The sequence below is a fragment of the Paenibacillus jilunlii genome, from assembly GCF_900102965.1.
GTDB lineage: Bacteria > Bacillota > Bacilli > Paenibacillales > Paenibacillaceae > Paenibacillus_AQ > Paenibacillus_AQ jilunlii.
Map to the genome: position 1 here is coordinate 551,691 of NZ_FNGM01000001.1, position 21,812 is coordinate 573,502.

The 21,812-nt window shown below is 48.2% G+C and carries 25 protein-coding genes and 1 tRNA gene; 17 read left to right on the forward strand and 9 right to left on the reverse strand.

Annotated elements, in window-relative coordinates; genetic code table 11:
• Positions 1 to 285: 285 nt before the first annotated feature.
• The 3 genes from BLQ82_RS02650 to BLQ82_RS32325 form a co-directional block, all read right to left on the reverse strand.
• Complete coding sequence (locus tag BLQ82_RS02650) at positions 286 to 648, reverse strand: hypothetical protein (RefSeq protein WP_062524017.1); 363 nt, start codon at positions 646 to 648, stop codon at positions 286 to 288.
• A gap of 241 nt (positions 649 to 889) precedes the next feature.
• Positions 890 to 1,762 (reverse strand): ATP-dependent DNA ligase, encoded by an 873-nt coding sequence (locus BLQ82_RS02655; RefSeq protein ID WP_062524018.1) that lies wholly within the window; start codon positions 1,760 to 1,762, stop codon positions 890 to 892.
• Between the two features lie 68 nt (positions 1,763 to 1,830).
• Entirely contained in the window at positions 1,831 to 2,733 is a 903-nt protein-coding gene (locus BLQ82_RS32325; RefSeq protein WP_157243820.1) for a hypothetical protein, read from the reverse strand.
• Between the two features lie 430 nt (positions 2,734 to 3,163).
• On the opposite strand from BLQ82_RS32325, the gene BLQ82_RS02670 reads away from it, so the two are divergent.
• Both BLQ82_RS02670 and BLQ82_RS31750 read left to right on the forward strand, forming a co-directional pair.
• Positions 3,164 to 3,361 (forward strand): hypothetical protein, encoded by a 198-nt coding sequence (locus tag BLQ82_RS02670; RefSeq protein ID WP_208810653.1) that lies wholly within the window; start codon positions 3,164 to 3,166, stop codon positions 3,359 to 3,361.
• A 304-nt stretch (positions 3,362 to 3,665) separates the two neighbouring features.
• Positions 3,666 to 3,821 (forward strand): hypothetical protein, encoded by a 156-nt coding sequence (locus tag BLQ82_RS31750; protein ID WP_157243821.1) that lies wholly within the window; start codon positions 3,666 to 3,668, stop codon positions 3,819 to 3,821.
• A gap of 307 nt (positions 3,822 to 4,128) precedes the next feature.
• Here the strand turns inward: BLQ82_RS31750 and BLQ82_RS02680 are convergent, their stop codons facing one another.
• Both BLQ82_RS02680 and BLQ82_RS02685 read right to left on the reverse strand, forming a co-directional pair.
• Positions 4,129 to 4,536 carry a ferritin-like domain-containing protein gene (locus BLQ82_RS02680; RefSeq protein WP_244280676.1) on the reverse strand — a complete coding sequence of 136 codons (408 nt, stop codon included), beginning with the start codon at positions 4,534 to 4,536 and terminating at the stop codon, positions 4,129 to 4,131.
• 371 nt (positions 4,537 to 4,907) lie between these two features.
• Positions 4,908 to 4,979 (reverse strand) — tRNA-Val (locus BLQ82_RS02685).
• A gap of 259 nt (positions 4,980 to 5,238) precedes the next feature.
• Here BLQ82_RS02685 and BLQ82_RS02690 point away from each other — a divergent pair.
• From BLQ82_RS02690 to BLQ82_RS02710, 5 genes are all read left to right on the forward strand, one after another.
• Complete coding sequence (locus BLQ82_RS02690) at positions 5,239 to 5,721, forward strand: NUDIX hydrolase (protein WP_062524020.1); 483 nt, start codon at positions 5,239 to 5,241, stop codon at positions 5,719 to 5,721.
• Between the two features lie 229 nt (positions 5,722 to 5,950).
• The gene (locus BLQ82_RS02695; RefSeq protein ID WP_062524021.1) at positions 5,951 to 7,030 is read left to right on the forward strand and encodes a site-2 protease family protein; all 1,080 of its coding nucleotides are present in this window, start codon (positions 5,951 to 5,953) and stop codon (positions 7,028 to 7,030) included.
• A 66-nt stretch (positions 7,031 to 7,096) separates the two neighbouring features.
• Positions 7,097 to 7,309, forward strand: coding sequence for a hypothetical protein (locus tag BLQ82_RS02700; RefSeq protein ID WP_062524022.1), 213 nt, complete (start codon positions 7,097 to 7,099; stop codon positions 7,307 to 7,309).
• 114 nt (positions 7,310 to 7,423) lie between these two features.
• Positions 7,424 to 7,867, forward strand: a complete 444-nt coding sequence (locus tag BLQ82_RS02705; protein WP_062524023.1) for a GNAT family N-acetyltransferase — start codon at positions 7,424 to 7,426, stop codon at positions 7,865 to 7,867.
• Between the two features lie 92 nt (positions 7,868 to 7,959).
• Positions 7,960 to 8,193 carry a DUF3892 domain-containing protein gene (locus tag BLQ82_RS02710; protein ID WP_425281137.1) on the forward strand — a complete coding sequence of 78 codons (234 nt, stop codon included), beginning with the start codon at positions 7,960 to 7,962 and terminating at the stop codon, positions 8,191 to 8,193.
• A 91-nt stretch (positions 8,194 to 8,284) separates the two neighbouring features.
• Here the strand turns inward: BLQ82_RS02710 and BLQ82_RS02715 are convergent, their stop codons facing one another.
• Complete coding sequence (locus tag BLQ82_RS02715; RefSeq protein WP_062524025.1) at positions 8,285 to 9,043, reverse strand: MBL fold metallo-hydrolase; 759 nt, start codon at positions 9,041 to 9,043, stop codon at positions 8,285 to 8,287.
• 152 nt (positions 9,044 to 9,195) lie between these two features.
• On the opposite strand from BLQ82_RS02715, the gene BLQ82_RS02720 reads away from it, so the two are divergent.
• Together BLQ82_RS02720 and BLQ82_RS02725 are read left to right on the forward strand one after the other, a co-directional pair.
• Positions 9,196 to 9,747 (forward strand): hypothetical protein, encoded by a 552-nt coding sequence (locus tag BLQ82_RS02720; RefSeq protein WP_020433070.1) that lies wholly within the window; start codon positions 9,196 to 9,198, stop codon positions 9,745 to 9,747.
• A 90-nt stretch (positions 9,748 to 9,837) separates the two neighbouring features.
• Complete coding sequence (locus tag BLQ82_RS02725) at positions 9,838 to 10,161, forward strand: DUF1292 domain-containing protein (RefSeq protein ID WP_019911532.1); 324 nt, start codon at positions 9,838 to 9,840, stop codon at positions 10,159 to 10,161.
• A 128-nt stretch (positions 10,162 to 10,289) separates the two neighbouring features.
• Here the strand turns inward: BLQ82_RS02725 and BLQ82_RS02730 are convergent, their stop codons facing one another.
• A complete protein-coding gene (locus BLQ82_RS02730; RefSeq protein ID WP_062524026.1) occupies positions 10,290 to 11,765 on the reverse strand; it encodes an aminotransferase class I/II-fold pyridoxal phosphate-dependent enzyme in 1,476 nt (491 codons plus the stop codon).
• A gap of 91 nt (positions 11,766 to 11,856) precedes the next feature.
• On the opposite strand from BLQ82_RS02730, the gene BLQ82_RS02735 reads away from it, so the two are divergent.
• Entirely contained in the window at positions 11,857 to 13,134 is a 1,278-nt protein-coding gene (locus BLQ82_RS02735) for an MFS transporter (RefSeq protein WP_062524027.1), read from the forward strand.
• A 140-nt stretch (positions 13,135 to 13,274) separates the two neighbouring features.
• On the opposite strand, the gene BLQ82_RS02740 is transcribed toward BLQ82_RS02735, so the two are convergent.
• Positions 13,275 to 13,898, reverse strand: a complete 624-nt coding sequence (locus tag BLQ82_RS02740; protein WP_062524028.1) for a DUF1054 domain-containing protein — start codon at positions 13,896 to 13,898, stop codon at positions 13,275 to 13,277.
• Positions 13,899 to 14,156: 258 nt separating this feature from the next.
• On the opposite strand from BLQ82_RS02740, the gene BLQ82_RS02745 reads away from it, so the two are divergent.
• From BLQ82_RS02745 to BLQ82_RS02755, 3 genes are all read left to right on the forward strand, one after another.
• Complete coding sequence (locus BLQ82_RS02745) at positions 14,157 to 14,753, forward strand: hypothetical protein (protein WP_020433063.1); 597 nt, start codon at positions 14,157 to 14,159, stop codon at positions 14,751 to 14,753.
• Between the two features lie 262 nt (positions 14,754 to 15,015).
• The gene (gene gndA / locus BLQ82_RS02750; RefSeq protein WP_062524140.1) at positions 15,016 to 16,428 is read left to right on the forward strand and encodes an NADP-dependent phosphogluconate dehydrogenase; all 1,413 of its coding nucleotides are present in this window, start codon (positions 15,016 to 15,018) and stop codon (positions 16,426 to 16,428) included.
• A 263-nt stretch (positions 16,429 to 16,691) separates the two neighbouring features.
• Positions 16,692 to 17,204, forward strand: coding sequence for a shikimate kinase (locus BLQ82_RS02755; protein WP_062524029.1), 513 nt, complete (start codon positions 16,692 to 16,694; stop codon positions 17,202 to 17,204).
• Positions 17,205 to 17,229: 25 nt separating this feature from the next.
• On the opposite strand, the gene BLQ82_RS02760 is transcribed toward BLQ82_RS02755, so the two are convergent.
• The gene (locus BLQ82_RS02760; protein ID WP_074647689.1) at positions 17,230 to 17,538 is read right to left on the reverse strand and encodes a rhodanese-like domain-containing protein; all 309 of its coding nucleotides are present in this window, start codon (positions 17,536 to 17,538) and stop codon (positions 17,230 to 17,232) included.
• A gap of 113 nt (positions 17,539 to 17,651) precedes the next feature.
• Between BLQ82_RS02760 and aroA the strand changes: the two genes are divergently transcribed.
• The 4 genes from aroA to BLQ82_RS02780 all read left to right on the forward strand — a co-directional run bounded on the left by aroA (position 17,652) and on the right by BLQ82_RS02780 (position 21,735).
• Positions 17,652 to 18,941 (forward strand): 3-phosphoshikimate 1-carboxyvinyltransferase, encoded by a 1,290-nt coding sequence (gene aroA / locus BLQ82_RS02765; protein WP_062524031.1) that lies wholly within the window; start codon positions 17,652 to 17,654, stop codon positions 18,939 to 18,941.
• Entirely contained in the window at positions 18,938 to 19,492 is a 555-nt protein-coding gene (locus BLQ82_RS02770; RefSeq protein ID WP_062524032.1) for a GNAT family N-acetyltransferase, read from the forward strand. The genes aroA and BLQ82_RS02770 overlap by 4 nt, the downstream gene beginning before the upstream one ends.
• Before the next feature lie 165 nt (positions 19,493 to 19,657).
• Positions 19,658 to 20,983: a sensor histidine kinase gene (locus BLQ82_RS02775; RefSeq protein WP_062524033.1), complete on the forward strand. Its 1,326-nt coding sequence runs from the start codon at positions 19,658 to 19,660 to the stop codon at positions 20,981 to 20,983.
• Positions 20,980 to 21,735: a response regulator transcription factor gene (locus tag BLQ82_RS02780; protein WP_062524034.1), complete on the forward strand. Its 756-nt coding sequence runs from the start codon at positions 20,980 to 20,982 to the stop codon at positions 21,733 to 21,735. Before BLQ82_RS02775 ends, BLQ82_RS02780 begins: the two co-directional genes overlap by 4 nt.
• Positions 21,736 to 21,812: the final 77 nt, after the last annotated feature.

The window sequence follows — 21,812 nt, forward strand, 5'->3', positions numbered from 1 at the left end:
TGTGTTGAGTTTAAGGAGTGACAAATTTGAGTACTACATACAAAGTCCTTGAGAGCGATACAGACTACCTGACGGCTGCCTTATCACAGACTAAGGTATTTGTATGGTTCGGCCAGAAGATGATCCTGAAGCCCGTATAATGGATTACGGTGGTATAGTTGAAGGATACTCCCCAGGAGAGTATTAAGATAGTTGGTGGTCGGTTTATCCGGGAAAGATTTGAATTTAGAGTATACATAAAATAAGACCCTGCAGAAATTAGCAGGGTCTTATTTAATACTGTAATCATTGTCTATCTACAAGGATTGTGTAAGAAATTGTGTTGCCATTGCCGTCGTCGGCATTTACTACTGCGGCTCCATATTTAACAGCTATTACAAATCCGTCTTCATAAAATTCAATAGCCCCGTCATTAAAAATCAACTGGAAATTGTAGCCAGCAAGATATCTTCCGTATCCTGATTTCATATGAATAGTTTCTTCTCTATAGCCGCCAGCTAGTGGAGTTACTTCTTGATTTGCGGATACGGATGTCGTTGCAGGAGTAGAGATGGGGCTAGTAGTTGAAGCGCTAGAAGCAAAAGATGTTGATCCAATAGAAAAACATGCAGCAACAGTTAATAATCCAATCACAACTTTCTTTTTCATAAGCGTTAACCCTCCTAAATATTGTATTGTGTACATAAATAATAGTATGGTATATGGGTAATAATGTATATAGGTAGCGAGTTTGATAAATTTAACAAATAATATGTAATAAAAGGTAATTATATGTCGGCTAACAAATGAGAACATTCGAATGGTAATTAAGGACTATTAATAGTGAGAGATTCTATAAACAATGCGTAAAATAACCCGCCGGGCTTGTGCCTGACGGGCTTTTTTTTGCTTATACGATAAACTCCGTAAATACTGGACTCCGCAGCATCCCCGCGCGAGTCCAGTTTCGCATTTTCACACGTGCGCATACCCTCGGTTCCACGTATACATAATCGCGGTCCTCACCGGTAACCAGAGGCTTAACGACGTTATAGAACGCCTTTTTGTGCTCCGGCGAAGGCCCGTACTCAATCACGCCAGCCGGCCGCATTTTACCACGATTGTCCGGCACAGCCGCGAGCCATCCAAATTCGGACTTTTTGTATCCGCTCAGGTAGACGTCGGCGTACGACCAGTTAATAATCTTTTGCCACTGTGCGGAACGCCGGTCTGTTTCATACACGCTATCTTTGCGCTTGGCCACGACGCCTTCCATTGCCCGCGCCTGCATCTGCGCAAATAACGCCTCGCCCACACCCTCAACGTACGGGATCACGCCGAAATGGACGTTTGGAAGCGCCAGGCTCGCGAGGATCGCTTTGCGCTCCATCAGCGGCCGCTTGCGCAAGTCCTCGCTTTTATAACGCAGGATATCAAAGACAACGTATGTTACCGGCAGCCTCTCCATAAGCCTGCGTATTTTATCAGCGCGTTTTGTGTTTAATCGAGATGTGACAGCTTCGATGTCTACCGCGCCGGTGACTGGATCAACGCACGCGATTTCGCCGTCAAGCGTTATATCATGCGGGAAGAGTGCGCTTGTACTTCCGTTTATTTCGGGGTACTGCCGAGTACAGTCGTTATTGTGGCGTGTGTATAGCCGCACTTTTCCGGCCTGCTGGGAGTAGATTAGCCGGTGCCCGTCTACCTTTGGTTCATATATAAAATCGCTGTGCGAGAATGGCCGGGGAGCCGTTTGCAGCAGCATAGGGGATATAAACATAGAAAACCTCCTCTATCCAATTATAGCGTTATGCTACAGAGGACAGAGGAGGTAAGTGCTGGTAAGGACTATTCGGTTGTTGTGTACTCACTTACTTCAAAGTTGAGTATTTTATCAAAGACAACATAATCTTTACGTTTTTTGAAGGGGCCTTTATTGTTTGTATGCTTATCAATTGCATAAGAACCCGGGCCTCTTCCTGCATCACGGGCATCGTACCAGTTCAAGAAAGCATCAACCTCAGTTCTGGGAAGATCATACTCTTTTTCTGTTCCGTTGATAAAAGTAACCGTAAGCAGCGCTCGGTCACCTGCAGGTTGTTCTGGGGTTGCGGTTGGTTTTGGCGTTGCAGTCGGTACCGGAGTCGCCGTTGGTGTTGAAGTTGCTGTCGGTGTAACCGTTGGCGTTGTTGTGGCAGTTGGTTCTGGTGTCGCCGTAGGTGTAGGAGATGGTGTTGGAGTTGCTGTTGGTTCTGGTGTAGCTTTTACAGACAAATTTCCATAAACCATTATTTCTCTTATATTTATGTTACCACCGTTATAGATCGTTATAGAAACAACATTTTTCAAGTCAACTTTATTGTCATATGGAACGTTATTGCTTATAATTGACAAGTTTGATTTCTGATTATTACTATCAGTTGAGGTGAAAACTAATGCTATATTGGAAGTATAAGGAGTAAGTATGTTGATATTTGATATATCAACTGGATCATTAAATGTATACTTAAACTCCTGTCCCCCATATAGCAGACCATCGACTGTCAATATACCATCAGTCCAAGCTTCAGATTGATTGTTGTAGTAACCCGTATTATATTTAATTAGAGTTGCGGTTTTACCCAATAATAAATTAGTGTCAGTCGCCGATGTTGATGTTCCCTGTTCAGAATTGGCTAAGGCAGAAGACAAAGGTATAGCTAAAATGATGATGAACATACTCAAGAAAATCAATGTAATCCACTTCTTCATTTCATAACCTCTTTCATTTAGGTAATAGTTTATTAATATAATTTTATCTATTTTAGATAAAAATAATTAATTATCTTGATTGTCATTCCTCCTTTTTTGTTTGGGTGACATGAAATGGTCCTCTATAAGATTAGTTTATTAATTTCACCCATTTAACATCTCGACGTAGTCAATAATTCCAAGGTAGTTGTTATCAGATGTATTGTCTTAACTGATAAAAATAAAATTATAACAACTGGTGTCGGCCTAATAAGAATATGACAATAATAAATTCAAGTCTAAACATAAATTCTTATATATGGGATAATTAGATTGTATTCAAATAATGTACATAAATGTGGGAGTAGTGGAATATACTCATGATTGTATATAGAACGTATGTTTGGTTATAATACAAACAAACGTTCTTATTTTTTGGAGGCGATCTATCATGAAAATGAGTATCGGCCAAACGATTGAAATTATATATATTGACAATGCCGGAAAGATCACACAGAGGAAGATAGAGGTTATGGGAATCCGTAACGGCCGCATTCGGGCAACCTGCCTTTCCACCGGTGCGCCCCGGGTATTTCTGGCCGCAAACATCCTCGCCTGGCAGCCTGTGCAGGAGCGGAGATATGCTTGATGATACCCCGCGTAAGCTGCTGCGGATCATATCTCAGTTTCACTATCACTTCAGGCGGCTGCCGACTCTTCCGGAGCTGAGGCGGTTAAGCGGGCGGCGGCCAGCGGAGATAATCAAGGGATTTAAAGTGTTGGCCGCCGAAAATTACATAGAATGGAGCGTGTCTGAACCTATCCAGAAGGCGGATATACTGGAAGCGTGGGAACGCAACATACCATATGACACAACGCTGCAGCAGGGGCCACAGAGTGCCAGGCGCAATACTAATATAGATTACTGGCTTTATCATTAAGGAGGGGCCACAGTGAGCAAACTTGACGGTAACGAACGCTGGAAAACAAAAATGATCATGACCGAGCATGTTGAGCAGTTCGAGGGGCAGCAGCATGATGCCGGAGGTAAAATGATAACGATTGAAGAGAGGACGATGTCCGTGACCTCATCCTGCTCCCTTACATAGATACCATGGTTGGCAAGAGCCTCAAGAAGATCTAGACTCCGGGAACATTCTGAAACGCGCTACTCAATGCCGGCCAAGCCATCCAGCGCCGGATTATGCAGGATACTAACAGCTGCAAAAAGAGCTGAAGCAGCAGAGTATCGGAGTGCTAGCGTATGGACAGGAGGATTCTTGGTGTATCACAAAATATTTTGGTGAGGATGCCAGGAACGATTTCGGCATGACGCGCGATGTTATGCGCACGGAGATTAGCTAAAAAAGCCCTGAAGCCACCCCGGGGCTTTTTCTATTTTTCTGTAACAAATTACTACCGATATGCAGCTGAGTTCAGCAGCAATAGATTATTATACTTCGAAGCATGCTTCTGCTCATCGAGAATAATGCCGTACAAAGTATCCTTATAAACGCCTAATGGAAATCCAAACCATATATTCCAATACTTTTCAATTGCAGACAATTCACCTTGGAAGGCTTGTTGCAAACCGGCAGTATACGAAGTAACTTGTTCAGGGACTTCCTTGCTAACTCCTGTCACTTCATGTCCTGTTAATTCCCTGTACATTTGCCGGAACATTTGCCGGAACATTTGATAATGCCCTCGTTCATCATATCGAATAGAGGTAATAACTTCAGCTTGTTCGTGGTTTGGAGCAAGTTGAATGAGTTGGTCATAAAAATGCTCATCATTTCGCTCCCCTTGGACTGAACTCCTCATTAATTTCAAGTGCATCTGGAGTTGAAGTTGCCCAAATAGGGACAAATTGTGATCTGTACCAATACGGATAAACCATATACATGAGCTTAGGCCTCTAATACTTAGTAAGTATTCTACGACCAATCATATGCGCGCCAGCCCATTGCAGAAATTATCTCAGGGAGCAGGAGTACCTCATCTCTCACCAACAAAGGAGAAACACAGTTTATGACATAAGGGACCTGTGAGCTCCTAAACTGTGAACAATTTCATATCGTCCGTGTTGGCCGCAGGATAATCGACACCAAATCGCTATTTTATCTTAGTAAGTAGAAAGGAAGACAAAAAGAAAAACTCCTTATAAAATAAGGAGTTTAGAGGGTGATGCAGTATAGGACGGATGGGGTTCGAACCCATGACCCCTACCCTGTCAAGATAGTGCTCTCCCGCTGAGCTACCGTCCTGCAACGAAATTTATAATACCATAGGATGTGAGGGGAAGGCAATGTTTTTTTCTGGGCAGGCTTGTGAATATCCGATATGAAAATTATCCCAATATGATATGCTAGGAGTACTCTAAGCTAAGGAGAGATTTCAACGCCTGGAATTTTCAGGTGAACAATATGAGGAAGTGTATATGGCTGACAAGGTGGATTATTTCGCAGGGGAGGATAATGTAGCTGGTAAATGGAAGTGAACTTAAAATAATCGGAGGTAACTCACATGGCGATGCCTACTCATATCGTTGCTGTCGGAGGAATTGTTGAGAATGAACAGGGAGAGGTTCTTCTGGTAAAAACCTATCATGGCGGCTGGGTGTTTCCCGGCGGTCAGGTGGAGGCGGGAGAGAACCTAATCGAAGCACTGATTCGTGAAATCAAGGAAGAGAGCGGAATCGATACGGAAGTGTCGCACCTGATTGGTGTATATTCCAATACGGCGACCTATAAATGGCATGACGGAGTAACGGATGTCCCTACTAAAGTGATGCTGGATTATATCTGCAAGCCGGTCGGCGGGCAGTTAAGTACTTCTGATGAGACATCGGACAGCCGGTGGGTAGCCAAAGATACCGCGTTTGAGATGATCACAAGTCCTGCAATCCGTACCCGGTTCCAGGCTTATCTGGATTTTGCGGGAAATGTGGCCTACATAGTTTATAAAACCAAACCTGAATTCCAAGTGGCCATGAGCAGAAAAATATAAACAGGTCAGATTCGCGGCGGAACCGTCTTCAGCCGGAGCAGGCTGGCATAAGCGGTTCCTGCAGTCAGCGGCGAACAGGATCCCCCTGAGCGGAGCAGGTTTCTTCTATATAATACAGTGCTGAATCCGCTATGGCAGGATATTATACGGCAGTTGGACATCCTTCTAGTGGAATCACCTCTCTCAAAATGATAATCTTGAATCAAACAAAGATAAAGGAGCAACGAATTTGCCGCAACCCAATGAATCCAAGAATAAAACCTCAACCGGGCTGAAATGGCTGGGAGGAGGGGCAGCCATGCTGCTCCTGAAAGGAAAGGCGATTATATCTCTGCTGAAGCTGGGAAAAATAGCCGGTCCGCTGATATCTATGATGTTTTCGATAGGGGCTTATGCACTGATCTATCCTTGGCAGTTCGCCATCGGCTTTGTGCTGCTGCTGTTTGTCCATGAGTTAGGACATGTGATTGCCGCGAAGCGGATCGGTCTTCCGGTAAGCGCTCCGCTGTTTATTCCTTTTCTGGGCGCTTTAATCACCATGAAAAAACAGCCGCTGGACGCTAAAATGGAGGCTTATGTAGCCTTTGGAGGCCCTATCCTGGGCAGCGCGGGTGCAGCAGTTGTTTTTGCATTCGCCTATTATTATCACAGTCCGCTTCTGTACTCTCTGGCCTACGTCGGATTTCTGCTCAACCTGATCAATCTGCTGCCGATTCACCCGCTGGATGGGGGGCGTATTGCGACTGCGGTCACCCGCTGGCTGTGGCTGGTCGGACTGGTAGGCGGACTAGGAGTAATCATCTACCTGAAATCGGTCCTGTTCCTGATTATCTGGGTGCTGTTTGCCTATGACTTGTACAAGAAGTATATCAGCCGGAAGAAGAACAGCCAGGTGCGGACCCTTTTGCTCAGATTCCTTATTCCCGTAGAACACTTAAGAGAACAAGGCTATCTGATTCCGGGGCCGGAGCACACCAGAGAATTGCCGTTCACCACTTACAGCGATCTGGAGCGGCAGCAGTATATCGGCATCCGCTACGAAAGCCTGGACTATTACGGTACCGCCAGACTTCCAGTACAGAGCATCATTGACAAGGTAAAGCTGACCCGGCTTGAGCACATTACGGAGGAGACAGGACTGCATTTAAATGCGCTGTGCGAGGTCCAGTATACTGTGTTTGAGAACGACAAATATTATGATGTGCCGGTAAGCTACCGCTGGAAATATGGTGCAGCTTATGCTGTGCTTGCGGGAGGCATTGGGTACCTGATGTATTTAGTGCATGTGGTGGGGAATGTAAATCTCTAATCCTCCGTTTAGCATCGCTCCAAACCGTCAAAGCTGTAAAAAGCTGAAAGGATAGGAGGAAGGCTTATGCGCAGGAACTCATTACAGGCTGCAGCCTGTTTGCTCATGCTTCTGAGTACAGTAGGGTGCGCAGCGCAGGATCAGGCCCCGGGCGCTGTGGAAATCCATAGGATGACCGACCTTGATGGACCGCTGGGGGGAACAGACAGCACACTGTCACCGGTTATTCAGGATGTCTATGACCGTTCGATCCCGGAAGAGGTCTATTCGGGCCATTAGCAGCGGTTACCTGGGGAGGTACAGCGTTCATCTCTTAATCTGTACAGAGAAATGGAAATTCTGTATAATGGGTCGACTATCGTTTTGACCTATTTGAGAGGGGACCAAAGGAAAATGGCAGCAGAAATTGTACGTGTGACCACGGATGAACAGCTCCAAACGGGACTGGACATCCGCAAAAAGGTCTTTGTTGAAGAGCAGAAAGTACCGGTGGAAGAAGAAGTGGATGAATATGATGTGATTGGCGACAGCGTTCATCATATGCTGTTGCTGGATGAAGGCATTCCGGTAGCCACAGGAAGAATGATATACTACAAAGCCGATACGGCCAAAATGCAGCGGATTGCTGTTCACGAGGCATACCGCGGCAAGGGCTATGGGCGTGTGCTGCTGCTGGCCCTTGAGGGGCTTGCCCGGGAGATTGGTCTTAAATCCTCCATACTGGACGCACAGTGCCATGCGGAGGATTTTTACATCAAGCTTGGCTATAAGGTGATATCCTTAGAGCCTTTCTATGATGCGGGTATTTTGCATGTCCGGATGGAAAAGGCGCTCTAGCTGAAGGAATACATACTCATTACCGTTTCAGGAGAAGCTAGAATAGAGCCTAATCATGGCCAATCCAAGCGCGAAGGAGTAGATCCTAAGTGATGAACAGTGCACGTGAACGGTTTATAGCGGCCCGGCGGAATGGTGACGGAGACCTGGTCAGCTTCCAGACCTCTTCAGGACGGATGCTTGATTACCAGCAGGCTTTGCAGGAGGTTCAGGCAGGTGCCATTGCCGGGGTGAATGTTTTTAAAGGCAGAGACGGCGAAATGTACATCCGCGGCGATGCCGATGGTGATCCAACGAACAACCTGGATCAGCTTCCGCAGTTTTAGTCCGCATAGATAAGAACGGCCGGAGAGGCGTCGATTGACGCACTGTCCGGCTGTTTTTGTGTAAATATTAACGAATACATGCTGTGCGCTATTAAGCATCCTTCCTGCAGTCGGGCAGCCCATAGACCACCTGCTGCTCCAGAAATTCCATCTCCCCGGTGTTCCCTTCGAACTTTGGCTTCTCATCGCTGTAATGCATCAGCATGATCAGCTTCCGGATTTCTTCCGGCAAGGACATTAGTTCTCTAAGAGTAGTGTGCACCTGTCCACGTCCGCTTAGCTGGCAGTCATGCAGAATCTTCGTGACCCCGCGGTTATGAACCAGGTGGAGGAGAAGCTCAGGCTGGAAAGTCAGATCTGCACTGTAAAAGATACACTCATTCAGCAGAAGCGAATAGCTTGCTTTCCCGGGCATGTGTGGCGTGCGGATCAGCTCCAGCGTAAGAGAAGGTGACAGCTTGTACGGAGTGTCAGGTTTCAGCGGTTTGACGTTAAATACATCGGCTAGCGACCGGGGGCCCCCTTCCCGATGCAGAGGTTCAAGGAGCGGGTGCTGCCACAGCGGCTCTATTAGAGTCTCTGCCAGCAGCAGTGTCATTTTGCTGGCCGGTTCCTGGTCCAGGGTATGCGCCAGTTCTTTCAGTCCCCCGATATGATCGCCATGGATATGCGTAACCAGCGTTTCATTCACTTCACGAAAGGACTTCCCAAGTGCGTTCATCGCCTGGGGTGCAGTTACTCCGCAGTCGATCAGCAATGTGTATCCATGGTCCCTCAGCAAAGCATTATTATTATAGTATTTTGTGGAAAAGGCATCTCCTGTGCCCAGCATTTGCAAATAAATAGTCATGAAGAAGCCCTCCTGTCATCGCGGCTGGAATCTATTGATCCTATCGTATCATTGTTTACAAAAGGAGTGAAATAATTCCCCTGCCATTCCGCAACTTGTTGCTATTTTTGCAGTATATATTAACAGCATGAATTACTTGGGGGTCTCTAGCGATGAGATGGAAGAAAATTGCTGTGTGTGTGGTTGTATTTTCCTTAATGGGAGGCTCATTATTATTTGCGGATGCGGTTAACCAGAAGATCAGAGTATGGAGCAACGGCAAAGAAGTGGCCGATGGCGGTTATTTAATCGACGGCAAAGCCTATATTCCCGCCAGGGAGGCTGGGGGTGTCGTCAGCTGGGATGGTTCAGGCAAGCTGAGCATCCTGAGGCCGAATGTCCATATTGTGCTGTTCAAGGGTGACAACGTCTTTGGCAATGTGAATGTAGGCAAGCTCAAGATCAAGGTGCTGACTCAGGTAGACAGCTTAACCGAGGAGGTTGCAGCGGTAAAGGTGGCGATCACAGACCCGTCCGGCAACGTGAAGGACATTCAGTCCCAGGATCTCGGAAGCTCGAAGAAGGAGGACTTCTGGTTCCCGACTTCAGAATTCACTTATGATTTCAAAGATGCCGGCAAATACCGGGTAGGGTTCTATATTAAGCCTTCCAAAGGCGCTGATTATATACTTGTGTCAGAGAAAGTAATCACTGCGCTCGATTAGCTGATTCAGGCCTCCCTCAAATTGACCTGACTTATCTTACGTGTTACGATACCAAATGTAGGATAAATCAATCTAAAGTGAGGTATTTCAATGAGCGATCACAAACATGAGCATGGCCATGAACATGGTGAAGCATGCGGTTGCGGACATGATCACGACCATGAGCACGAGGAGTTTGTGCTGACCTTGACGAATGAGCAGGGCGAAGATGTGGAAATGGTGCTGGTGGAAACGTTCGATGTAGGCGAGAAGCTGTATGCTCTGCTGTTGGAACGCGAAAACCCTGAAGCAGATGGCATCATTCTGCGCATGGAAGAAGAAGATGAAGAAATGGTACTCTACAACATTGAAGATGAAGCTGAATGGAAAGCTGTTGAAGAAGCTTACAATGAGCTGCTTGCCCAGCAAGAATAGATTTCAGTGCAGCCATATTGGCTGAAAACCGCCTTGGACAAGGCTGTGACGCGAATGGCGCACAAAAACCCGATACTTGTTAAGTGTCGGGTTTTTGTGTTTCATATTGGCCGGAGGATGACAGCCGATCAGGAGATCGGCTCAGCCTCCACAATGACCTTGACGTAATTGATGCTGCGGTCTTCGGGGCCTTTGACCGGCAGTCCGATTTCCACATGGTCGATGATATAATCGATGTTATCCTGGGTAATAACTTCACCGGGGAGCAGAATCGGAATTCCCGGAGGGTAGACATAAATGAACTCCGCAATGATGTAGCCTGCAGACTCGCGGAAAGGTACCACTTGCGTATCTGCATAAAAAGCATCTCTGGGAATCAAGGCGAGCTGCGGGATTTCCGGAACCTGCACCTTAAGCTCATAGATTTCGCCTTTGCTGTAATGAATCGCAGACAGCACACGCAAGGCCGAAATCAGCTTATCGACAGATTCCTGGGTATCTCCGGGGGTAATCAGGCAAAGAATATTATACATGTCGCTTAACTCTACTTCGATCTTGTACTTCTCGCGGAGCCAGTTTTCCGTCTCGTAACCGGTGATCCCGAGATGGCGCACATGAATGTTGAGCTTCGTAGGATCGATGTTAAAGGTAGCTTCTGTACCAAGAATTTCTTTGCCGAAGCTGTACAAGCCGTCAATGTTATTGATCGCATCACGCGCATAGTTGGACAGGGCAATGGTTCTTGCCGCCATCTCGTGGCCGTTCAGGGCCAGATTGCGTCTGGAGGTATCCAGAGATGCCAAAAGAATATATGATGTTGAAGTTGTGGTCAGCATGCTGAGGATCGTCTGCACCCGCTGCGGATTAACAAGTCCGGTCTTGGCATTCAGATTGAGCACGGAGCTCTGTGTCATGGAGCCGCCCAGCTTGTGTACGCTGGTTGCCGCCAAGTCAGCTCCGGCCTGCATGGCCGATACCGGAAGATCCTCATGAAAATGAATCAATACTCCATGTGCCTCGTCCACCAGTACGGGAACCCCGTAGCTGTGGGCCAGGTCGACAATCGAACGCAGATCGGCGCAAACGCCAAAATACGTAGGATTGATAACAAGTACACCCTTGGCATCGGGATGGCGCCTTAAGGCCTTCTCGAGTGCGCTGGTGGTAATACCATGGTCTATCCCAAGATTCTCATCCTGTACAGGAGAGACAAAAACAGGCTTGGCTCCGGAGAAAATAATGGCCGACATCACGGATTTGTGAATATTGCGCGGCACAATAATTTTATCTCCTTCCGAGCAGACAGAGAGGATCATAGTCATGATGGCATTGCTCGTGCCTTGTACGCTAAAATACGTATAATCGGCACCGAAAGCCTCCGCAGCCAGCTTCTGAGCTTCAAGAATTACGCCGTTAGGCTGATGAAGGTCATCAAGCGGTGCGATGTTGATCAAATCTATGGATAGAGCGTTATCGCCGATAAACTCACGGAATTCGGCATCGGTTCCTAGCCCCTTCTTATGCCCGGGAATATGAAATTGAACTGGGTTTCCGGCGGCATGCTTTTTGAGAGCGGTGAAGAGGGGAGTTACGTGTTGATCCATTTAATGCTGTCACAACCTTTCGTGAAGAGTAATTTTTTCAAGCAAGCCCCAGTATAACAAATCAATCAACATAATACTAGGATGTGATGGAATGTCTGGCAAAGTAGCGCAGCGTATGCATATCAATTTAGCCTCCCCGTTCATTTTGGAGATGTGGGCGATCATATTTTTGGTGGAATTTGTTAAAGGATCTCTGCTGGTAGCCCTGCTGCCGGTCTACATGGAGAATATTCTCGGGATCTCGGTCACCGTGGTTGGCTTCGCCTTTGCGATGCAGTATTTGGGAGACAACCTCTTCCGCAGCCCCTCGGGCTGGGTGATGGAGCGGATAGGGTACCGCTGGACAATGACGGGGGCTCTCCTGCTGATCCTCGTTGCAGTGGGTCTAATTATCTATGCCAAAGATGCCGTATGGTTATCCGTGGCCTGTCTCATTCTGGGCATAGGAACGTCACCGCTGTGGCCCTGCACCATGACGGGGATTACCGAATTGGCCGGTTCAACGGAAAGCGGAAGCAGCGGCGCAGCCATGGGGGCTGTAGAGATGGCCTCTCTGGCTGGAACCGGGATTGGCCCCATTGTAGTCAACTTTCTGATGGATCACGGCGGACAGAGCTATCACTCCATGTTTCTTGTGCTTATGGGCTGTGCAGCAGCAGTGGCGGCCGTCGCACTGTTATTGCCGTCAAGGATAGGCACTCATGCGCCCCATGCTATTGTGCGGGGCGGTGGTGAAGGGCCGGCAGCTGTTCGTGGACGGGGGAACCCGCTGGAGAGTCTGAAACGGACGTTCCATCAGGTCAGAACCACCCTGAAGGTCAGCCGTCTGCTGTTTCCGGCGCTGTTCCTGCAGGCTTTTGCGATCGGTCTGATGACACCTGTAGTGACCCTGTTTGCCCGCTCCGAGCTGCACGTTACGCCTAACCAGTTCAGCCTGCTGCTGATTGCGGGAGGCGGCATCACTGTACTGGCTCTGATTCCGGCAGGCAAACTGGTCGACCGGATCGGAACAACGGTCTTCCTGAATATCGGGTTCCTGCTCGCTGCCGGCTCGCTGGCCTTTTTTTCCCAGGTACGCTGGCTGCCGCTCGCTTTCGTTGCAGTAGCTCTTGTAGGTATTAGCTATGCGCTGATCCTGCCGGCCTGGAATGCTTTTCTGGCCAAGCAGGTGCCGAAGGGTGAGAGGGGAACCGTGTGGGGACTGTTCCTGACGCTGCAGGGCTCGGGTATGGTGGCCGGGCCGGTGATCTCGGGGAAGCTCTGGGACTCTGTTGGGCATAGTACACCTTTCCTCGCCAGCGCATTCGTGATGGTCCTCTTGTTCGGACTGCATCTGCTTATAGTTCACAGAACCAAGCGGAAGCTGTAAACGGGCTGAGGCCCTGTATAGAATCTGGCGAAGTACAACAAAAGCCGCCGGCCAACCGGAAGAAACCGGAAGCCGGCGGCTTTTGCGAATGAGCAGCTTTTACAGAAGATGCAGAAAGCCAGTGGAGATAACGGGAGAGCTCAGAAGGACATTCGGTACAGGGGCAGCAGCGTCTCAAAGGTCTGCCGGATCATGTTCAGGAGCTTGTCTCCATCCGCAAGAACCGGATCATCCCTGTCAATGCGCAGCCCGCAGGTGACCTCGGCCTTTTTGACCTCCTTAAGCCTCCGGGACAGCTCGGCAAATGCCCCCTTATCCATATCGGCCTGAGCGGTGCCGCGGGGGTCTAAATGATCGGTAGACCAGAAGTAACCGCCCGGAAGCTCTGCTTGAACGTCGTCCAGATGCCTGGACAGCGCCTCGGCGAAGGTTGCTTTATTGCTGCTCTCATAAATAATGGCAAAGACAATAAACAAATGGCTGTGGAACATGCCCACTTGAAAATGCGGCAGCGCCTTATAGCCTCTTTTATTCGGACCCCATGCAACCCAGGTATCGTTCGGCGCATGAACGGTACGGCGGGCATGTTTGGCGACATGCGGGAACATTTCCTCTCCAGTGAGCATGGATAAAAAAGGAGCGATCTCATCCCCCAGCTCGTTCAGCTTCGGCCGGACTCCGGCGATCAGCGCCTCCATGCGCGGTTCCAGACCGTCAATATGAAAAACATCAAAATCTTCAGCAGTAAATCCTTGAAATGGCATGTCAGGTCTCCTTGTATGAAAAATAATCACTGATATCAATAAAATTGCTGCAAAACCGGGAGCCAGCGTTTTGAAATGGCGGGCAGCGGGTAAAAATAGTCAATAAACCAAGTTACCGCTACATAAAATGAAGTATAAAATAAGTGTAAGACGAACGCAAAATTAAATATTGCAAGTGGAGGTCCGGCAGTCAGTTCTACTCTAGGTTAGGCAAATGAAGATGGCTTTGCTGAAACAATGCCGTTAGGGGGGAGTGCCGTGAACAAAAATGACGAAGTCGAGTACTGCAATCTGGAGCTGCGCTTCGACAGGCAGCATATCCAGGACCTGATCAAGGACCTGATTAAGGAAGGCTATTCCCTTTATTGGAGCGAGAATGAAACGGTTTTTCTTATTTCGGTGCGCACCGGACGCAAGCTAGTCAAGCTGCGCTTCCAGCGGATTAAGGACGGCTTCAAGCTGGTGGGGGATTATATGATCCGTGATGCGCGCCTGTCGGAATGGATGGAGAAGCTGATTGGTGATATGCGCGGGCACGCCGTTGTCAAGCGGTTCCGCGACCGCCAGATTATCATTGAGAATATTTTGTTCGGTGAGGTTATCCGGCTGGTGGAAATTTCCGGGTATCAGCAGCGCGTGCTGTATCAGAAAGGCCCTCTGCTCTCCGATCAGGAACTGACCAAACTCTTCTACTCCGTTGAGGGGGAGGAGCGTATCCGGGACCGCAGGCTTGAGGTGGATGAGCAGCTGGACCTGCTGCACAAGGCGATTCAGAGCAAGGATGATGAGCGGACAGCAGCGTGCAAAGCGAGACTTGCTGAATTGACCAGAGAATTAAATATGCTTGAATGGTGATAAGCTGCATTGGACTGAGCCAGGGCATCCCGCATATGGGGTGCCCTGTAGTTTGCCGCCGGACTGGAAGCGGGTATTCACTTCTGCCTGCAAAAACGTTAAAATACTCATTGTGAGCAATTTCCGTGATATGCAGGATTTTGTCAATGAAGTTGATCTCTTTTCAAGCGGTAGGACTTTGCTGTCTCTAACAAAGGATGGTATTCTAATACTGCGAGAAATGGATTTCACACAAATACAGGTGCAAAGGGTGGAGAACCAGATGGCAAAACAACAAATCGGCGTCATTGGCTTGGCGGTAATGGGTAAAAATTTGGCTCTTAACATCGAGAGCAGAGGATTCACCGTATCGGTGTACAACCGTTCCCCGGAGAAAACTCATGACCTCATCAGCGAAGCGGAAGGCAAAAACTTGACGGGTACTTTTTCCATTGAGGAGTTTGTCGAATCATTGGAAGTGCCGCGTAAAATTCTGATCATGGTACAGGCGGGCAAAGCAACCGATGCTACCATCGAGCAGCTGCTGCCGCATCTGGATCAAGGCGATATCATCATCGACGGGGGCAACGCTTATTTCCCTGACACGGTCCGCCGCAATAAGGAACTGGAGGCTAAAGGCTTCCGCTTCATCGGCACCGGTGTATCCGGCGGTGAAGAAGGCGCACTGAAAGGGCCGTCCATCATGCCTGGGGGCCAGGAAAGCGCCTATAAGCTGGTAGAACCCATTCTTACGGCAATTTCAGCCAAAGTGAACGGAGAACCTTGCTGTACATATATCGGACCGGACGGTGCAGGGCACTATGTAAAAATGGTCCATAACGGCATTGAGTACGGTGACATGCAATTGATCGGCGAAGCTTATCATTTGCTGAAGGATGTGCTTGGCCTGGATGCCAAAGAGCTGCACAGCATCTTCGCGGATTGGAACAGCGGAGAGCTCGACAGCTACCTGATCGAGATCACCAAGGATATTTTTGCAGAATATGATGAAGAAACCGGCAAACCGATGGTGGATGTCATTCTGGACGCCGCCGGCCAAAAGGGTACTGGTAAATGGACAAGCCAAAGCTCGCTGGATCTCGGTGTGCCGCTGTCCATGATCACAGAATCCGTATTCTCCCGGTTCTTGTCGGCAATGAAGGAAGAGCGGGTCGCAGCGAGCAAGGTGCTTAGCGGTCCCGTAACCGAGCCCTTCCGGGGCGACAAAGCCGAGTTCATCGAGAACGTGCGCAAGGCACTGTTCGCGAGCAAGATCGTTTCCTATGCCCAAGGCTTCGCACAGCTTCGTGTAGCTTCCGAGGAATACAACTGGGATCTGAAATACGGCAACCTGGCCAAAATCTGGCGCGGCGGCTGCATCATCCGTTCACGTTTCCTGCAGAATATTACCGATGCCTACGAAAACAATCCGGAGCTCAAAAACCTGCTGCTTGATCCGTTCTTCAAGAACATCATGGACACTTACCAGGCCGCATGGCGCCAAGTGGTTTCCGCTGCCGTGGCCCAAGGGGTTCCGGTTCCAGGGTTCTCCAGCGCCCTGGCTTACTACGACAGCTACCGCACAGAACGCCTGCCGGCGAACCTGCTTCAGGCACAGCGCGATTACTTCGGTGCCCACACCTTCAAGCGTGTGGACAAAGAAGGCGTCTTCCATCACAACTGGCTGTCTGAATAAGTTTCAGGCACAAGCAGTTAACAGCGGCCCGAACGGCTCCTTAGCAGACAGCGGGAGCCTTCGGGCCTTGTTTCATCTCAGAAAGTATATATTGGGGTCCCCGCAAAGTACCTGAATCAGCTTCCGTGCAAAGGCCCCGCTTTGTGAGTTTATTTTGACATATCTGAAAAAAATGCTGGGGTTATTGTGCGGATGATTTACCGTTTGTGCAATGTTTTCACCCTGTGTTATGATATGACAAATGTCGCGGTTGGAGGGTCATGATGAATTACGCCAATAAAAATATCATTCTCGTCGGGATGATGGCTACGGGAAAGTCGACAGTAGGCGCTCTGCTGGCGGAGGAACTGGGCTATGAGCTGGTTGATCTGGATGATGTGATTATTCAGAAAGAAGGCCGGAGCATTGCGGAGCTCTTCGCGGAAGGCGGGGAAGAATATTTCCGCAGGATCGAATCGGCAGTACTGAAGGACATGCTGGAGGGAGAGGGCCGGATTATCTCCACAGGCGGCGGTGCCGTGCTGGCTCCGGGCAATGCGGACATCATGCTGCAGAACGGGCTTGTAGTCGCGTTGACCGCTACGGAGGAGGCAATTATCGCCCGTGTCAGCGGGGATCAGAACAGGCCGCTGCTCGCCGGCAATGCACAGGAACGGGTTCTGACGATTCTCGAACAGCGCCGGAACGCTTACCGTTTCGCACATTGCACGGTCGATACAACAGAGCTGAGTGTGGCAGAAGTGACGAAGCATATTTTAATGCGCTACCGCGGTTGAGCTTTTAAGCGTATCTGTGCAGGACCTAGGCCCCAGCGGTTTCATTCCATTCAATCATCCCGCCGCTAAGATTGGATGTCCGGTAGCCGAACTGCTGCAGGTATTCGCAGACACGCTGGCTGCGGGCGCCGGAGCGGCAAATGAAGACGAATTCAGCTTCCTGGGGCAGCTCTTCCGTGTGCTGCGGTATCTCGCCCATAGGAATATGCTTCGCACCGGGAATCATTCCGAAAGCAACCTCGTCGTCTTCACGGACGTCTATCAGGACAAGGTCTTCACCTGACTCCAGACGCTGCCGCAATTCTTGTGCTGTGATTTGGGGAATCTCATTCATGGTTATGACCTCTTTTCGTGTAGAAGAATGATATCATGATAACACAATTGCAGATTACCCTGTCAAACTGAGCAATACATAATCTATTTGAGCCCATAAGGAGAGCTAATATCATGGACGTTATTGTTAGGCCTACACCAACCCTGCAAGGGGAATTCGGAGCCCTGTCTTCCAAAAACTACACTACGCGCTACCTGCTGGTCGCCGCATTGTCGGAAGGAGTCAGCACGATCTACCACCCGGCGCACAGCGAAGACAGCGATGCAATCCGCAGATGTATCGCCGATCTGGGAGCGGTGCTTACAGAAGATGAGGAGAAAATTGTCATTCAAGGCTTTGGCCGCCATCCCCGTGATGTCAAAGAGCTTAACGTGGGCAATGCGGGTGCGGTGCTGCGTTTTCTAATGGCTGTGGCGGCCCTCAGTCCTGAGGTTACCTTTGTGAACACGTATCCGGATTCTTTGGGCAAACGCCCGCATGACGATCTGATTACAGCGCTTGGCCAGCTTGGCGTAGAGGTAGAGCATAATAACGGCAGACTTCCAATAACAATTCACGGCGGCAAACCGGCTGGCGGGCGGATCACGGTATCGGGTGCAGTCAGCTCGCAATATCTTAGTGCACTTCTGTTCCTGACCCCTCTGCTTGAGGAAGACAGTGAAATTATTGTGCTGGATGACCTGAAATCCAAAGTGGTTGTAGGCCAGACACTGGAGGTTCTGGAGCAGGCGGGGATTATTGTTCACGCGGCTGACGACTATATGTCCTTCAAAGTACCGGGCGGCCAGGCCTATGCAGCCAAGTCCTACACGGTGCAGGGCGATTATCCCGGATCGGCAGCTGTGCTCGCAGCGGCGGCGGTAACGAAATCGGATGTCCGGATTCATCGGCTTGCCGAACAGAGCAAACAGGGCGAGCGGGCGATTGTCGATGTGCTGCGCATGATGCAGGTGCCGCTTACCCATGAGAATGGCACAGTGCATGTGCAGGGCAATGGCATCCTGAAGGCTGTGGAATTTGACGGTGATGCGGCAACGGATGCGGTCCTCGCGATGGTGGCTGCCGCAGTCTTTGCCGAAGGCACCTCCCGCTTCTATAATGTTGAGAATCTGAGATACAAGGAATGCGACCGCATTACCGATTATTTGGCTGAGCTGGCCCGGGCCGGAGCAAGCGTTGAGGAGCGCCGGGACGAGATTATTGTACATGGCAAGCCTGAGGGGGTTGAAGGCGGCGTGACGATCAATGCGCATTATGATCACCGGGTAATCATGGCGCTGACCGTAGTCGGCCTGCGGGCCCGCCAGCCGCTGCGGATCAAGGATGCCCATCACGTGGCCAAATCGTACCCGCAATATTTCGACCATTTGCGCCTGCTTGGCGCAGATGTGGAGTGGGTATGACTAAGCCCGGCCGGTTAACCATACACCCGCTCACCCAAGACGATATACAGTCTGTATATGGGCTTTTTGAGGAATCGATCTCAGATGCCTTTGCACAAGAGGGACTTGCCTCTTTGCAGGACGATATCCAAAGTGAAGTTGACAACAAACAACAAATGGCTGCCAGCGCTCTGGACCCTGAGCATTCGGACACCTATTTTCTTGTTGCAAAACTGGACGGAAAAGTTGCTGGTACGATTTCATTTGCCCCCTGCGGTGAGGATATCCGGTCCTGTACGGAACATCAGCTTGATGATGTGGGTGAGCTGGGGAGCTTATACATTTTGCCAAGCTGCCAGGGTCAAGGAATCGGTTCAGCATTGATTAGGGAATTGATGGCCTATCTAAAGAGCCGGGGGATTGAAGAGTTTTGCCTGGACAGCGGCTATAAGCGGGCGCAGCAAAGGTGGCTGCGGAAATTCGGTGAGCCCCACACCGTGGTTAAGGATTATTGGGGACCGGATTCGGTTCACATGGTTTGGTTGTGCAAGGTAAGGGATTACCTAGTATAAGAAGAGCTGCAGCGGAATTCAATACTTGGCAAGACAACGACACTAACAACGATTTGTTAGTGTTTTTTGTCGGGTTAACTTTTTTCGTACCACTGTTGTAAAAAAAAGTTTAGTGTTAGACTGAAGAGTGTTATTCTTTTCACTCGCAGACTGGTGGTACGAAACATGATTAATCTAATTATGGCCATTCAAATATTAAGCTTCTTTTTTATTTTTCAATCTATTTCACGCTATCGCTTTACAATCCGGGAAATCATAATTTGGCTGACAGTGTTTGTATTGATTGGTTTTGTTTCTACATATTTTATCGGCGTATGGGGGGCTGTTACGCTCTTTCTCTGTTTTATTGGCATATCCTACTTCAAAAATCATAAAACCATTACTGCGTTAGGTGTTTTTTACGGAGCATATGCTTTGGTTATGAATTCTTTTTTAGGCTATCTTGCAGCAGATCCGCTTACGCGTTTGGTTGAATTCATCTTTAGACAATCATCAGCAAATATTAACTATCTCCCGTATCTGTTTACAGCTATGGCACCGCCCGTTATCAATGAAATCGGTCTTAGAGCGGTACGCCGCTATGTTCCACAGCTTAACAAGGAAATTCTGCAGGAATCCAGCAGAGTCATTCTTTTTCCGGTGATTGTCCTTTTAATGATTATTATCCTTTCGGTATATCCGATCTTATCCATTGGTAATGCAACTGGTGATTTTAGTTCATTCCATAGAACATTACTGATAGGGATGTGGTTGCTGTTTATCATTGCCTTGCTGTATATGCAATTTCAATACAATCATATTCAAAAAAGAGTAATGGAAAAATCTAAAAGTGAACAATTGGTACAGCTGAAGGATTATGCAGCGCAGCTCGAAAAAATGTATGATGAGCTCAGAGGCTTTCGTCATGACTATGCTAATATCCTGTTGACTCTGGAGGATGGGATTTACCGCGAAGATTGGGAGCAAGTCAAACAAGTGTTTGAACAAACCGTTAAGCCGACGGGGCAACTAATGCGTAAGAATGAGTACAGCTTTGTCAAGCTGCGAAATCTGCATGTATCCGAGGTCAAAAGTATTCTGGCTGCGAAAATAATAATGGCCCAACAAATGAAAATAGATGTTTCGTTAGAAATTGAAGAACCCATTCAGCTGATTCAGATGGGATTGATTTCTTTTACCCGGATTCTCTCCATTTTATTGGATAATGCGATAGAAGCAGCAGCTAAGACGGAAAAAGCGAAGCTTTGGATTGTATTATTGGAAGATCCCGCCACTCAGCGGATTATCATTGAAAACAGCAGCGGAGAGAACTTCAGTTTACGGCGGCTGGGGGAACGCGGATACTCGTCAAAAGGCAAGGGGCGCGGGTTGGGACTATATAATGTGCAGCAGATTTTAAAAGAAAATCAATTTGTATCCCTTGAAACGGAAGCCCGCCCTAGTTTATTTTCTCAAACGCTTATCTTAAGAAAGACTGGGGAACGGAAATGAACATATTTATTTTAGAGGATGACCTGATCCAGCAGCAGCGGTTAGAACGGATCATTCGGACATTGTTGTTAAAACATCAGATCCGTTGCCGGAGTTTATATTCGACCGCAAAACCGGATCATTTATTATCGCAAATTGAAAATGCGGCTGACCACCAGCTGTATTTTCTTGATCTGCAGATCAAACATGAAGAGCATAAAGGGCTAGCTGTCGCTAAGGAAATTAGAAAAAAAGATCCCTACGGCACGATTGTTTTTGTTACCACCCATTCCGAGTTAGCGCCAATAACGTTTACATACCGGGTGGCTGCTTTAGATTTTATTGAAAAGGATTTAGAAGAAGAAGAATTTATTCAAAAAGTCGAAGAGTGCCTGTTCATTGCCGATTCGCGCCGGACGGTTCCGGTAAGTTCCGATAACTTTACATTTGAGAATAAATACACCAGCTTTCAAATACCTTTTTCTGACATCCTTTATTTCGAAACTTCAGAAATTGCCCATAAAATAAGGTTAATTACTAAAACTAAAGTTCTTGATTTTTATGCTGAATTAAATGAAATTGCCGGTTATGATGACCGCCTTTTCCGCTGCCACCGGGCATTTGTAGTCAACTTATTTAATATTAGATCCGTTGATAAGAAGAACAAGCTTGTCTTGTTTGACCACGATGTAAGCTGTTCGGTCTCAAGAAGACTACAAAAGGAAACCATTGAAAGGATGGAAGCTTTAAGGCAGAAAGAGTTCCTTCATTAAGTGTTTTTTAAGGATTCATAAAAAATTCATAAGAAGTGCTGGAAGCTGTTTCTTAAATGGCCGCCAGCGCTTCTTTT